The sequence below is a fragment of the Schaalia sp. lx-260 genome, from assembly GCF_021083645.1.
Lineage (GTDB): Bacteria > Actinomycetota > Actinomycetes > Actinomycetales > Actinomycetaceae > Pauljensenia.
In genome coordinates this window covers 1-14,419 of the sequence record NZ_JAJNRQ010000002.1, presented here as the reverse complement: position 1 = coordinate 14,419, position 14,419 = coordinate 1, and the positions used below count along the sequence as shown (strand labels likewise).

Here is a 14,419-nt window from a genome sequence, read left to right as displayed (position 1 = left end):
CTCTCCGAGCCGGTGTAGATGACGTTATGCGCGACCAATCGCATCCGCACTCACAGCACCATCATTGTGGATATCTGAGTGTTCATCCACAGAAAGAATAGATGGAACATCTGTTCGAGCCCCCTCGACACGCCGAGAATTCTTCCGAAAATATCGAACAATAAATCCATGACGAGGTGCCACACACCAGGCAATAACAAAAACCACAGTCAGTACGCAAACAATTGAGGCACCTGTCGGTAAATCTGCAGCCCAAGACACGTAGATACCGATAAAACTCCCTGTCACTGCAATACAGATCGCAACCCACACCATATGGACAAAACGATCAACCAGCAGTCGCGCTATCGCCGCAGGAGTCACAAGTAAAGCAAGAACCAGAACATTACCAATCGTCTGAACCGACATCACCACCGCTAAAGACACCGCGATATACAAAACAATATCAAGGAAAAGTAAGGGTAAACCTTGCGCTCTGGCCGTCTCACGATCAAGTGACACCGCAATAAATTCCTTATGGAAAAAAGCTACAAGCGCAAGCACAAGAACCGAAGCGACCACAATCACGGGAATATCTTCAGCCGGCACACCGGTGATCGAACCAAAAAGAAAATCTTGCAAAGAACCCGCATAGCCTGGCGCCCAGGAAATAATCACTACACCCAGCGCAAAAGCTCCCACGAAAAGCACACCGATCACTGAATCTTCTTTGAGCCGCCGATTATGTGAAAGCAAAGCCACAAGAATCGCAGTACACACACCCGCAACAGAACCACCCAGCACCAAAGAACCCGACATCACGAATGCAATAGCTAAACCCGGGAAAACAGAATGGGCTACAGCATCGCCAATAAATGCCATCCCACGTAAGACCACATGAGTCCCCACCACCGCACACACAATGGCACTCATCGTCGCTACAAGTAAAGCGCGAGGTAGGAAAGCTAAAGACGGATTCAGTAGGTCCATCAAAAAATCTGTAAAAGAAAGCATCAGATCACTCCCAAAGCCCTCAGCAATGGATTATTTTCACGGATACGGAATGTCTGAATCCACAGCTGTGCGTCCATCAGTTCTTCTCGTCTCCCGCTGGCGACCACATGACGATTCACCATATATAACCGATCACAGTCAGCTAAAGCTGCCACAAGATCATGCGTACTCATCAGCACGCCGTGTCCTTCACGTGCAAGTGAACGGAAAAGATCAGTTAAACGTTCCTGAGTTGGCATGTCTAAACCTGTGAATGGTTCGTCAAGAAGCAATAACGATGGTTGCAGAGCAAGGGCGCGGGCAACAAGAACACGTTGCCGTTGTCCGCCGGATAATTCCCCGATGATTCGTTTACTTAAGTGAGCAATATCTGCTCTTTCCATTGCTTCTTCCACGGCACGTTGATGTTCAAGACGAGGACGGCGACCATACCCTAATGCTCCCGTCAGACCTGACACAACAACCTCACGCACAGTCAAAGGAAAATCCCATGCAAATTCATGACGTTGAGGCACGTATCCAATGTGGCGTGCATGTAATTTCTTTCCCTGACTAAGGATGTCACCACTACGTGCAGGTAAAAGACCCAAAATTGAACGAATAAGCGTGGTTTTCCCTGCACCATTAGGGCCAATTAAAGCAACAAATTCACCAAAATTCACTTGCAGGTCAATCTCGGTGAGGATCCGACGACCCCCTAAATCCACACTTAAACCGCGAACGTCAAGGACAGGCGCAGATTCGGTCAGCTCGTGAGAATCATCTATCCGCAGCTCAGGGGCGCGGCGTGCTGATTCGTTCATTGTTTCGCTTTTTTCGTTGATTTCGTAGGCTGCCTGCGCATGGGATACTTGAGGCGCGCGTGTCCCTGAAGTCTTTATTTGACGAAATTTCATGCTTTTACCTTTAGCTGTGCGGTTTTTCAGGGGTAGGTGGGTGTTTCTTATGAAAAACACTCACGTTATACCTCATGGTTTTGCATGTGTAAGCGGCGTTCTTCCTGTACTCGCATAATGTCTCGGCGTGTTGCACGCGAGCGCAGCACGATAAGAACAATCACAAGGATGAGGATGAGCACTGCGCTTGCAATCAGAATGTATGTCATCGTCGATATGCGCGTTTCAGAGACCCCTGAAGTCGCACCTGTTTTCGTCCCGCCTTTGCCTGGTGTGACAGATGCAGATGAGGGCGTATCTGCGGAGCTGCTTTGAGGAGTGGACATGTTTTCTGCCTGTGTGAAGTCCTCAGGAACAGGTGCTTTGAGGGCTTCCTCAGGATCTGTCGAGTCACCAACAGCGAAACGTAGGGCCGATTGTGCGCACATATGGGACCCATCTTGCATGTCAGCACATATGCGTATCGGCGCAATGTAAACACCGGGCTGAGTGAACACCCAATTTGCGTGCACATGAGTATTCACATCAATCCACACATCTTGCGGGCTGGTAACAGTAGCATCAACCAGCACACGAGGTTCACCGAATGTTCCATCTTGCAGGAATAGCCACGCTTGTCCAGGCCCGTGAATATGACCAATACTCATGGTGGCTCCCCGACTCATGCGTTGTGTTGCTTCAGGATCTTGCGTATTCCATCCTAACCACACAACATCTGGATTTTGAGTTTGAGGAATAATCCACCATTTTTGTCCTTCTTTGCCGCCAAGGAATTCATAGGGAGCCTGTGTAGGCGCGTCAAGGAGCCCACGATCATTGACTTTCAAGACAAAATGGTTAAGGTCACGCCATAGCGGTGTTGCACCGGAATCATCGCGTGCAAGAATTTTCCACTCCCCCTCAACAATCTTTGGACCAATATCCACGTGCCCTGATTCCACCACCGCATTGTGTGCAGATACGCTTTCAGTGGAGTCAACACTTTGAGCAAGGTCGTCCTCAGCCCACGCGGTAGGGGCAGCTAGCATAGGCGTGAGCCCTAGGAAAAACGCGCTCAGAAAAAATGCGATACGCCAGATGAAAGATTGTTGTGTTTCGGCACCATGAAAAAATGTAGATCCGCCCTGCAGATGGCACTCATTGGTTGTTTTCATACGTTGTCTTTCTTTTTATACGGTGCGGGAAGATGCGTATTGTGCTTGCTGCGGACTTGCCTCGCATCAAGGAAACAGCATTGACCTTTACCCTCACCTTTTCTTTTTCCTATGAAGAATAAATCTGATAACCGCACACGTAATTATCCTGTGGCTAGCGCATCACTACTGTGAGGTGCTCATGGCTGGTTTGTGCTCCCGCCTAAACATTGAGCAAGTGATCGGGCATTAAAACGCATCATCTCGATATATGTGGGGGCGGTTGCGTCAAGGGTATCACCGTATAAAGGGCATACTTCAATACCATTTTCAGCGGCAACGGTTTGTAAAGTGGAACGCCTACGTGCCAGTTGCGGCTCCAAAAAGACTGCCGGAATTTTCAAGTTCTTAATTGCGGTCACCAGCTTCTTACGGTCACTGATAGAAGGTTCGACCGCCGGATTGGGCGCAACAAATCCTGCCACGTTCATACCGTAAGCATTCGCTAAATACCCGTAAGCATCATGTGTTGTCACTAACTGACGTTGTTCTTGCGGGATAGATGAAATCATTGAGGTCACATATGCGTCGACTTCCTTTAGCTCACGCAAATATTCTTCAGCATTTTGCCTGTACTCATCAGAATGTTCAGGGTCACGCTCAATGAAACGATCACGTAAGACACGCACATAGGCAGCCGCATTATGAGCATCATGCCACAGGTGAGGATCAATTTCCCCGTGTACGTGTTTACCAAGAACCGCCTGCGGCAGGAGGTAAATATCTTGCCCAGGCGAACCTAAGAAACGAAAGCCTGACTGTCCAGGAATTTGTGTCAGTGTGCGCGTAGGAACGTCAACGACCACGTCATCTAAGGACACAGCAGCCAAGCCCGCGACGTGCGAGGCCCCTGGAACTTCTGGAACGTTCAGTGGATTTGCCCCATCTTTTGTACGGTCCACCATCAGGTCGATTGTGTGAGCGTCAAGGTCAACAGTCAGGTCAGCGTGCCCCGAGGTCAGGACTTGACGTCCCATTGTGCGGGCGACCTGAGCCGCATCCACCCCGACAGCGCACACAAGTTTCGCTGTGCCAATGTGAATGGGTGGTTGTCCTTGTGCTGTGCGTAGTGCTGCCGTCACATGAATGGTGTACACGCCAGGTTGTGTAAAAGCCCAGCTCATATGTTGGTGGGCATCGGCCGGTAGTGTCGTGGTGTCTTTCGCATACCCTGTTGATTTATCAAATCCGTCAGATGAAGCAAAACCTACTTCAGGTACTCCAAAAGTTGTTGTCAGGTATCCAGCGGCATCTCCTGGGCCTTCAATGGCTGTGACACTCAGGTCGATTTCTGAGGAACGAGTAGCACCATGTTGCGTGCCTTTACCGGCGACCCTCATCCCAAGCCACACAGTGTCCAGCGCACGGTCTTCCACGAGAGGAAGAATTGTCGCTCCTTGTTTCGCAGCTTCCTCAGCTAAAGACACAGAAAGCGCATCAGCAGGCAGATTGGCATCCAAAGTTTTAATCAGCGAATGCTGCTCTAGCATGAGGTAGTTCGTGACGGCAATATCAGCATAGGCAACATCACGAATACCGCGTAGTGAAGGCTCCCAGCTGTGGGGGTCAGCGCCTTGGGGAATCAGCTGGCTCACTTTCACATGTTCACCGCCGACTTGTCGAGCAAAATCAGCAAGTATGCCAGTGGTCGTTACTACGTTCAGCCTACGGGCTTCAGCAGAGGTCGGCATATGTGAACTACAAGATGCCAGCAGGCATACGCTCAGGCAGGCGCTTAACACCCACCCGAACCGTATGCCTGTTGACTTGAGTATTCGTTCTGTACTCATTTTCTTTCGTGTCAATCTGACGGCTTATGATCGCATCTGACGACGACGTATCATCATCGACGCGCTACCAAGGATGAGGAGCAGGCCCGTGCATAACACGATGTCGCGTACCTGTGCGCCGGTGGTAGCCAGTGAACATGCTTCACCACTGGGTGTACGTCCTACTGTTTCACTCACCATAGGTAGACCATTGGGACCTTTTTCACCTGTCAACGTAAGAGTTGATCCATTATGGGTTCCGCTACCGTTGAGCGCTTCGCCTAGAGGCTTTACTTTCATCAATAGCGTCACCTTGTAGGTTCCTGGTTGAGTGAAAACCCAGTTCTGGTGTGCATGAGTATTTGCCGGCAGGGTGTACATAGATCCGGGGGCGTCAAAAACGTGCGTGCCGACACCTGATCCAAGCGCTCCTGCATTAAATACTGCAAATTTTCCGGGGCCATTGACAGATTCAAGGGTGAAAGTCACTCCGCCTTGGGTTCCGTTCACGATTTCTTCACGTTGGCTGTTCATTCCCAGCCATGGGACTCCTTGGATTTGTGTGGAAGGAATCATCCACACATCTGATCCTTCTGTGGCGATAAATGACAGTGCAGCTGGAGCTTTCAGTTGGGCAGGAGTCCCTACAGCGAACACCAGTTGAGCTGGGTCGATCCATCGCGCAGGTTGCTGGCGCTCATCCTTGATTCGCGCATAGACTGTTTTATTTTCAATGGCGGGTCCAAGGTCAAAATGTCCGTCATTTGCGTTACCACGTGCTCCTGGTCCCACATTGAATGTCAGTGTGGTGCGCGCTGTATTAGCGGGAGCTTGTGAAGCGCTACGTAAGGTAGCAGCTTCGGCAGCGGTTGCTTCGCGTGTAATTGTGGTGGGAATACAAACTTCCGTGCCACGTTCAGGTGCAGGTGCTCCCGTGTTTTCATTTCCCTGTGGCGTCGGTGTTGTCTCTGCCGTGTCTTCTGTATCGGTATGAGGTAAGGACGTGGTATCAGCGATGTTTTCTTCCGAAGTGTCCGTATCTTTCTCATTGTTTCCGGCATTCACATCACCGACATCAATGGTGTAGGTGCGTGTCATTGTCGTTACTGTTTCTTCGTTGCCAGCGCTGCGGAAACCGCTTACCATTGTTGGGCGCGTTGCGTGAGCTGTCACGGTGAGTGTGTAACGCCCTGGGGCAGTAAATGCCCAGTTCACGTGAGTGTGTCCAGGGTAATTCTGGAGGATCTGTGAACCTGCAGGGTTCATCTCATAGCCACCGGACACTAAACGTGACTCCGGTCCGCCCAAGGGGTCTTGAATCCACATGTAGATTCGACCATTTTTGGGCGCCTTGTAGGACACGTCGAATGTGGTTTTCGTGTACCCTGCGGCTTTAATGCCTTGCGTGTCCCATCCTGGCCACAGCAGCTTCGGGTTTTGTGTTTGCGGCAAGATCCACGCTTTCTTTACTCCTGCTAATGCTTGAGGCCAATACGCTGGCTCAGATTCTTGGGCCATCTGAGCACTGTTTTTGACTTTCAGGAGGACTTTTTCTGGTTCTCGTAGTGTACCTACCGCTGTGTTGTCCTCTTTCAGCATGAGGTTCAGGTGTCCTGCACTATCAGCAGTAAGGTCAAACATGTCAACGTGCCCATGGTCAAGAATGACTTCAAAGCCCGAGTTATCACCAGAGGCATTCAGATCCTCAGTGCCAGTATTCGGTTGTGAGGCTTCGTTGGAATCCTCAAGAGTATGACCGGCAGCATCATCGGAACCTTCAGATGTATGAGCGTCATCATTATGTGAGGAGTCGCTGCTGTGAGCTTCGGGAGCGTGTTCTTCTAAAGTACGTAAGAAGTCTTCTCCGCAGGCTTGTTGGATAGCTTCATTACCTACCGCATAGTACAGGGCGTGAGCAGCGTAGGATCGAGCAAACCAGCCGCTGTCTTTACGATAGTGCGCAAGGAAGGAATAGCTGGCCCTGTAAAAGCCCGGAACATTAAAGCTGGTCGCCGTGTGCATATGCTCAGGCCCTGTAAAGAAAATACGTGCTTTGTCATTATGTGAATCGAGGAGTTTCTTTGAACCATCCAAGATGTTGGATTGCCATAGAATCATCCGGCCTGGTCCGGTGTAGTCTTCAATTTCTGTGAGAACACCAAGGGTATCGATCTTTGAGTAATCCATTCTTTCGGTGTTCATCCCCAGCCACGGCAGGTTTTCTTTTTGAATTTCCGGCAGTGTCCAGACTTTTGTTCCTTCAGGGCCGAGGGCTGTGAGTACTGCGCTCATACGTTCTGATGTGACTAAGTGAGAGGCCGAATCAGGTACGGGGACTACCACCGTGTTGCTGTTACGCATGACTCGTTTCGTTCCTGAGTCATCAGCCAGTTGCACATTCACTCTGCCATTTTGCTCATTGTAGGCTGTCAGATCGTAATGGCCTGGGGCTGCACACACATATTGTCCTTGCTCAGGCAGATTCGCATTTTCGGCTTCTACATCGTCAGTTGTTTCATCGGATTCAAAGAGGTTATCGTGATCTGTAAATTCTTCAGTCCGTACTTTGATTTTGTCACCTGGTGTTGTGCCTTCGGGTAGTTGCACATCAGTGTCAGTGCCTACAAGCCATTCCACTGAATATTCATCGGAGGTAATGGATGCGCCTTCTTTTGTTTTCGCGGTGACAAACCATGTGGTCGTGTAACGTCCGGGTGCAGAAAAAGTCCAGTTGTAGTGTCCGTGGGCTCCGGCAATCAGTGACATTGAGTGTTTTTCTGGGTTTGCGGAGTTAAGGTCTTCTTGAGCGAATGATCCCCCACCGTAGCGCCACAGTGACATCCATCCTGGGCCTTGTACTGATTTCAGGTGCAGCTTCAATGTGTAGGGGTTAACCGTATCAGGCATACGTCCTGCGCCTACACCTGCCCATACTGGGCGGGAGCCTTGGTAGTGCTGTCCGGGAGCATTCCAGAGCACGTCACCAGGTTTTCCTAGGAAGGAAAGGATATTTGATTTCGGTAGTTTAATACGGGATACTTCGCGTCCGGTTTGCGGGTCAGAGTCAGGTCCTACGCGCACCGCAACAAGGTTGTGGGGACGCAATGTGCTTCCGTCAATAACGCCGACTGCGAGTTCTTGGTTTGTTTTATCCCAGTACACATGTGCAGCATCTACGTGTGTGCGCAGCAGCATTTCTTTACCGCTTACGGGGTCTTTCACATGTGGTTTCGGTGGCATGATACTGGGGATGTCACCGGTAAATTCAGCTGTTTCGTCAGCCTCATCATCTTCAGTATTTGTTGTTGAAGGTTGTGAGGTTATTTCTGTTTCGTTGGAGTTTGATTCTGTTGTATTGGCCGTTCCTGCTTCACTTGTTGGCTCACTGGGCGAGGATGTTGCGTCAGATAACTCATTTGTCGGTTGCGTAGGTGTGAGTGTGGCGTCCTCTGCAGAGTGCGATGGGGGCTGCTCTGCGGTTTCGGGGTTTGACGTGTTTTCTGCGCCTGTTGGGGATGAGGAAGGATCTTCAGATGCCGCGGCCGATGAGGTTTCACCGACGATCACCGTGTAGGTGTGTTCGACTTTGCGTGAGAAGCTTCCTCCATTATTTTTTTTACCGAGTGCTCGCACATTCAGCGTATAGGTGCCTGGCTTCGTGAAAACCCATGTGGTGTGACGGTTTTGCTGGCTTGTTTGTTCCAGCCAGGTCCCGGTGTGGTCAATTTCGTATCCTTCATCTGAATCTTCAGCGAGTGATACGGGTTCAGAGTTTTCGTTGTATCCGTAGGCGAAAATACGGCCACCTGCGGGCCCTGTGAAACCAACCTTCACAGAGGCTGCAGTGTAGTAGGTACTACGAGTTGTATCCCAGTAAAAAGCGGGGCTTTCATTCGTATTTTGTGAGGCGGTGGCATACCCTGCAGGAACTCCCTGTGGGGCATTATTGTGTGCGGTACTGAAGGTGCTTTGTGGAAGTTTCAGAGCAACTTTTTCCGGCTCGTATGTTTTTTCGTTAGCTTTGATTCCCACAGTGAAGTATGGGGTTGATTCGTCTTCTACCCCGCTTGCCACATCAAAGATACTCACTTTTCCTGAGGAAATAATTTCCTTTTCTTCGGGAGTATCAGCAAAGGCCATAAATGGTTGCGAGGCGATGATAACAGCAGACAGTGCGCATATGCTCGTGAGCGAACGCAAGAGATTTCGCTTGGTGCGCGACAGAATCGTGGTGGTCATGGCTGTCTTTCTAGAAGAAAATAATAATGATTCTCATTTAGAATAATCTGTTCATTTGCTATACGTCAAGCAGCACCCACACCCATTTTCACCTACACACAAACATCCACATTGATTCTTATTCCACATACAAGTACCAGATTTTTCACCTCTTTACTCCTTCCCCAATAATGACTGCACCTAAACCACACTTAAACCGCATTTAAGCCACACCACCACGAACCTGACATACAGCGTTAGCCCTCCCAACAATGCTTGCACACTCATCCCCCACCAGCTCAGACAGAGACTCCCGCACACAGGCGGTCGTCTTGGCACGACAGGGTTTTCGCGGGGAAACCAGAGACTCCCGCACACGGGTGGTCACCCGGCCCCGTGACTTCGCTAATCTGACGCACGCCGCAACGCCCAGGCACACAGGCGGTCACCTGTGGGGAAACTTATCCCTCGCCACCTCCAACACAAGGGAAGTATTTTCACCAAGCAAATAAATAGCTCTACATGAGCCATAACCCTTTAAAGCAAGCAGTCAGTATCTACTTCAACACACCCCTGACATAATGCACAAGGAGCCAGGTGACAACACATACGCACACTCGCCTTTGCCTGACCCTGAGCACGATGCGCAAGGCGGGCAACAAATAAGCCAGAACACCACACAGGAATAGCTTACGGATATGACCGCACTGCAAGGAGTACTTCAGTTTACGGATATGACACGCAGCATAAAGGCTATTTCACCTTACAAATCACAAAGAACAGCATATGAATAATCAAAAAAGAAGGTTCGACACACCGGTTCTGGACATAAATTCGCTTTTAGAGTGCTGGCACGCTATCATTATTTTTCGTCAGTTACGGCTGATGCTGCGGATGTAGCTCAATGGTAGAGCCTCTGCCTTCCAAGCAGATGGTGCGGGTTCGATTCCCGTCATCCGCTCCAGGCATGTCCTTTGCAATTCTTCACCTCTGAGTCATTGAGTGACAGGCGCAAAACATTCGCATATTTCTTGACAGGTTTGCCGAATATTGGTCTAATCTCAGCAGTTCCCATTAGCTACAATTTGGGTAACGGGAAGTAGTCCAGTATCACTGAGCCCCTAAACAAGCTGGCCCCGATCTCATCCGGCAGTTTCGGTTTGAAAAGAAACTGGACATGACTAATGCCCCCGACAGAACGAGGGTACCTAAACTCTCCGTTCCTTTTATGCTAGGCGAGATACCGCAGGAGAAGGAAGAAGAATGCGGCATCGGAAAATCTATTGGTTCAGCTCAGGGTATCGATGCGGGTTATCTTCTGAATGAGCTCTCATCGTCATGCGAAAACTTAGATTCTTACTCCATTTCCTGTTCGGTGGTTGCGCTCTTCTTTTGACGAGCGAAAGTGAATATGAATGGAAAAACACAGAGTACAATCAACCAAACGATGCTGGCACTTTGTGTATACCTCGGAAAGAATGAAGCAGCTGTGTAATACAGAGTTGTTGATGTAACGAAGGCAAAAAGTCCGTAGAGTAATATGTAAAGTAATGTGCCTTTTGTTTTTTGTTTCATCATGTTTACCTGCATGCAGCTCGGTGGCTTATTGTTCCAACCCACAGCGTGGGGCGAGAAGCAGGGCATTTCCCGTACTGACTAATGTAGACGGTTGCGGCTCCGCCGACAAAAGCGATCAGTCCAGCGGAAATTACGCTACCAACAACTGTTTCGGCTAACGCAGCTGCTGCAGCAGTTGCCATCGCGGCAATAGCTGCCGCTCCCCCAGTGGCAATTGCTGTTTGATCAGTTTGATTAAAAGTGATGGCAGGTTCCCAACCCCACATAGCGCCCCAAATGCGTTCCTCGTACCGCGGTATTTCGGTTACGAAACTCATGACGACTGTCCCGCTGTCTGGATCAACGACTCCGTATTCTTTTTCGAATACTGTGGGTGTTTCATGCGAAGACAGGATCTTTAGCTTTCCTTCCTGAACAAGATCATTCAGGCCCTGTGTGAATTGTTCTGGAGTGATGTGAGGGGTATTTGTTTCTTTGTTGGATGAACTAATAGTTGCACCCTGAATGGTGGCGAGTTCTTGCGCGTTTGCGATTCCAGCAGAAACAAATACTAGTGAAACCGCTGTCAATGTCGCAGTAAAGATCTTCGATGGTGAGGTTTTCATAATGTTTCCTTTTCTGTTTGACCATCGTCGGTGACGGGAAAGCACGCAGTAGGTTCGGACTGCATATGCTCGTATTACAAAACAAATGTTCTATAGAGCGACAGTTTCACTATATCTACATTCGGTAAGTGCGTCAAGGGATAGAGCACGTTTCGCACCTGCTGCTCAATGACCCAGGTGTGAAGATTGCAAGGGATATGTCTGGATGTTTCTTGACCAATTTGGACACAAGAAATTTTGGCAACGCTGGGAGGTGTCCGGGGTGCTGTTTTTATTGTTCTGAGGCAGTTTTGGGGTGTAGGGCCCGGCAATTGCGGGATCGTTAGCGTATTCTTGCTGGAAGCTGATTACCGTCTAGGGGCACTTTTTCAAATTGCTTTGTGGCCCACTCCGGCCGGTCGCGTCAGAAAGTATGGGACTAGCATCGAAAGGTGTTGCCCATTATTGAAATCCGATGCTCCGAGGAGCTTCGCTAGAATTCATCCTTATCTACGCGGGGAATACTCACTCCTGGTGATGATCGGGACCAGGTTGGTCCTGCTGTGGTAAAAAGAAACCCGCAACCTGTTGGGTGCGGGTGGTCAATATTGTTGCTTGAAAGGGGTTAGGCGAGGGACCCGAGGCCTGCCCCAGGATTTCTCCCTTAATGGTGGGCTGGCTGGCTTCCCTCGCCTATAAAAGCATATTATCGAAAATTTCGATGAATGCATTTTATATGTGTTATTATCTTGATTGCGGGGTTGCCACCCTGGGCCCGGCTTGAAATAACAACCCGTTGGATGAAAATCCAACTAGAACGCCCGGGCTAAGCGCTCCGCTTTACTATGCCAACTCGATTTCAATGAACTGGTCACCGTTACGTGCCAAATTCATCCTTATCTACGCGGGGAATACTCTCGTACTGAGTTTCCTCAAGAGTGGACCCCGCATGATATTGCCAGTGCAATACGTGAGGTGTTAGAGGCTAAATGAGATGGGCAGCTTGTAGGGACCTATTCTGCTCAGGTCAACGGAAAAATGATCACAGTGAAAGTAAACCCTCCGAAGAAAAACAAAAACGCTGATACGACCACAGCAGTTAGTACAGCACATATGGGATTGCCTTATTAAGGAGGGTAGAAATGGTTTTGACAGATGAGGAATTTTCTAAGATTTTAGAAATCATTCATTACGACCCCGACAGAAAAGACACATTTTTGCCTCTTTATGTCAAGTTGCGTCCTTATTCCCTAAAAAACCCGCAAGGGCATCGTGATATTGAAGATGCTGACAGCATGCTTATTCCTGATGAGCTTTTAGAAGAATACCGATTACTCTGCATTGAAAATAACGGTACGGAAACCTACACGTACGAAGCCTATCTTGATGCGCAAGCACTTCAAGACGAGCTGAAAGCCGAAGACAAACACGCCACCTTATAACCCCACCTGAACTACCCATAAGAACCTCAAGCGCACGTGAGCTGCTCTTGGGGTTTTCTTATACCCAATTTTTTATCAACGTGCCCAGTGCCGCATGGTGCCGGGTTTTTCACTCCCCCCTTCCGCATGGAAAGGACACAGCTCATACCAAAGACTCATCTCTACTTACGCGGGAAGCAGGCTCTTGACAAGCAGTAGTGCACACGGGGAGAATTCTCATGCGCGTGCTGGGGGTATCAGGGAATACAAGACCCGCTAGCGGGGAACACCTGTAGGGCACCTTCCATTTTGCCCGAGAGTCGCCCGGCACGCCGCCTTTTTATAGAACGGGTAGTAGACTCATCCCCGCTTACACGGGAAACACCGGCCTTTTGACGTAGCTTCTTCTGAGCTTTTTCCAAGTCACGAAATTCGGGAGCCCAATACGGGTCTTCTGGCATTTCAGCGCGCAACCGGGCCATGAGCTCATCAGGCAGAATCACATCACCGTTGATGAGCGGACTCAAAATGAAAATGAATGCGGTGCCCGGATCCATCTCGTAATATTGATCCCCTATAGCAACCTGCCCGTAGGGATCACGAGTCTGAGCCGCATACACATGCAGATCGTCATAGAGCTTGCGGACCTCCATCATCTCATCCAACACTGCGTTCACCTCCTACGGTAGCCCTTGATGCACGGTTTTGATCTCCAACGCACCTGCTTTATTTCGATGAATAGCCACTGTTACTACTTCGCCTCTAATAGTAGCCGATAAAGGGGCAAGCGACTCCCCGTCCCAATAATTTTCAAGGACTTCCCGTATAGCGTTAGTGATGTCACGCTGCGTCCACGACTGCGAAAACTCGCTACGCGGCCTCATCCCCTTAACCTTCCACCCGTGACCATACATGTGTCCGCCACCGTATTTCGGATTCCCGCCGTAGAGGATGTGCTCAAGCGGACTCATCCCCGCTTACGCGGGGAACACCAACTATCTGCTATGCTGTGTCTTGCGAGGTACTCCCTGGGCAAGGCTTGAAATAACAGCCCGATGGACTTTAGTCCTGTCTGAACGCCCGGAACGTGGCCCCGCTTTAATCTTATTTCAAGTGAATTTCTGTAAAGACCCTTCCATTTTCCGAAAGAACAAACAGACGACGTATAAGAAATTCGGGGCGTTCCTTGCGAGCTTGGTTGTATCGGCTTAACTGTGAGATCAACTTTGGACTAGCACTAAAGCGTCCTATGTCGATAACGAAAACATCCTTAGTTACTCCGTTTTTCAGAGCCTTCGCAACAGCGGATGAAATGTTATCGCGTATCGTGGAAGCTTTCGACGATGTGCATTTTAATCCGGATACTTCGTTATTATTCGTTAACCAAACAAAATCATTTGTTGAAAGAAACGTTTTCGTATCTCTTGGTATCCATTTCACTCTCTCCCCGCGTCTTTCAAATCTTTCGAGGAAATCCAGTTCGTGTTCGGCTCATCCCCGCTTACGCGGGGAACACTTCTTCTTCTTTTCTTTGTATTACTTTCTTTTCGGCTCATCCCCACTTACGCGGGGAACACTGACGGTGGGCTGGCTTCCCTCGCCTATGAAGATAGAGGGCCCCTTGCCTGGCCCAGGATTTCGGCTTATACGATAGATCTTGTTGGTGGGGGTTTATTCGTTGATGGCCTTGAGCGTGTTGGTTGACCATGTGAGGTCGGCCCAGGTGATGGCTTGTCCCCAGTGTTGTTGGCGGGCTTGGTTGGTTTC

At 49.6% G+C, this 14,419-nt stretch carries 10 protein-coding genes and 1 tRNA gene; 3 read left to right on the top strand and 8 right to left on the bottom strand.

Features of this window, described 5'->3' with window-relative positions; translation table 11 throughout:
• Positions 1–24: 24 nt before the first annotated feature.
• The 5 genes from LRP57_RS02065 to LRP57_RS02045 all read right to left on the bottom strand — a co-directional run bounded on the left by LRP57_RS02065 (position 25) and on the right by LRP57_RS02045 (position 9,090).
• Entirely contained in the window at positions 25–993 is a 969-nt protein-coding gene (locus LRP57_RS02065) for an anchored repeat-type ABC transporter permease subunit (RefSeq protein WP_231204634.1), read from the bottom strand.
• Positions 993–1,889, bottom strand: coding sequence for an anchored repeat-type ABC transporter ATP-binding subunit (locus LRP57_RS02060; protein ID WP_231204632.1), 897 nt, complete (start codon positions 1,887–1,889; stop codon positions 993–995). The genes LRP57_RS02065 and LRP57_RS02060 overlap by 1 nt, the downstream gene beginning before the upstream one ends.
• A 65-nt stretch (positions 1,890–1,954) precedes the next feature.
• Positions 1,955–3,043, bottom strand: coding sequence for a choice-of-anchor M domain-containing protein (locus LRP57_RS02055; protein ID WP_231204630.1), 1,089 nt, complete (start codon positions 3,041–3,043; stop codon positions 1,955–1,957).
• Between the two features lie 179 nt (positions 3,044–3,222).
• Entirely contained in the window at positions 3,223–4,773 is a 1,551-nt protein-coding gene (locus LRP57_RS02050; RefSeq protein ID WP_231204628.1) for an anchored repeat ABC transporter, substrate-binding protein, read from the bottom strand.
• 123 nt (positions 4,774–4,896) lie between these two features.
• The gene (locus LRP57_RS02045) at positions 4,897–9,090 is read right to left on the bottom strand and encodes a TIGR03773 family transporter-associated surface protein (protein ID WP_231204626.1); all 4,194 of its coding nucleotides are present in this window, start codon (positions 9,088–9,090) and stop codon (positions 4,897–4,899) included.
• Between the two features lie 869 nt (positions 9,091–9,959).
• Here LRP57_RS02045 and LRP57_RS02040 point away from each other — a divergent pair.
• Together LRP57_RS02040 and LRP57_RS02035 are read left to right on the top strand one after the other, a co-directional pair.
• A tRNA-Gly gene (locus LRP57_RS02040) sits at positions 9,960–10,033 on the top strand.
• Positions 10,034–10,246: 213 nt separating this feature from the next.
• The gene (locus LRP57_RS02035) at positions 10,247–10,465 is read left to right on the top strand and encodes a hypothetical protein (RefSeq protein ID WP_231204624.1); all 219 of its coding nucleotides are present in this window, start codon (positions 10,247–10,249) and stop codon (positions 10,463–10,465) included.
• 184 nt (positions 10,466–10,649) lie between these two features.
• Here LRP57_RS02035 and LRP57_RS02030 read toward each other — a convergent pair whose 3' ends face one another.
• On the bottom strand, positions 10,650–11,252 hold the full coding sequence (locus LRP57_RS02030) for a hypothetical protein (protein WP_231204622.1): 603 nt from the start codon (positions 11,250–11,252) through the stop codon (positions 10,650–10,652).
• Between the two features lie 1,121 nt (positions 11,253–12,373).
• Between LRP57_RS02030 and LRP57_RS02025 the strand changes: the two genes are divergently transcribed.
• Entirely contained in the window at positions 12,374–12,673 is a 300-nt protein-coding gene (locus LRP57_RS02025; RefSeq protein WP_231204620.1) for a hypothetical protein, read from the top strand.
• Between the two features lie 236 nt (positions 12,674–12,909).
• Here the strand turns inward: LRP57_RS02025 and LRP57_RS02020 are convergent, their stop codons facing one another.
• Together LRP57_RS02020 and LRP57_RS02015 are read right to left on the bottom strand one after the other, a co-directional pair.
• Positions 12,910–13,320: a hypothetical protein gene (locus tag LRP57_RS02020; protein WP_231204618.1), complete on the bottom strand. Its 411-nt coding sequence runs from the start codon at positions 13,318–13,320 to the stop codon at positions 12,910–12,912.
• A 12-nt stretch (positions 13,321–13,332) separates the two neighbouring features.
• Positions 13,333–13,623 carry a hypothetical protein gene (locus tag LRP57_RS02015; RefSeq protein ID WP_231204615.1) on the bottom strand — a complete coding sequence of 97 codons (291 nt, stop codon included), beginning with the start codon at positions 13,621–13,623 and terminating at the stop codon, positions 13,333–13,335.
• Between the last annotated feature and the right edge of the window lie 796 nt (positions 13,624–14,419).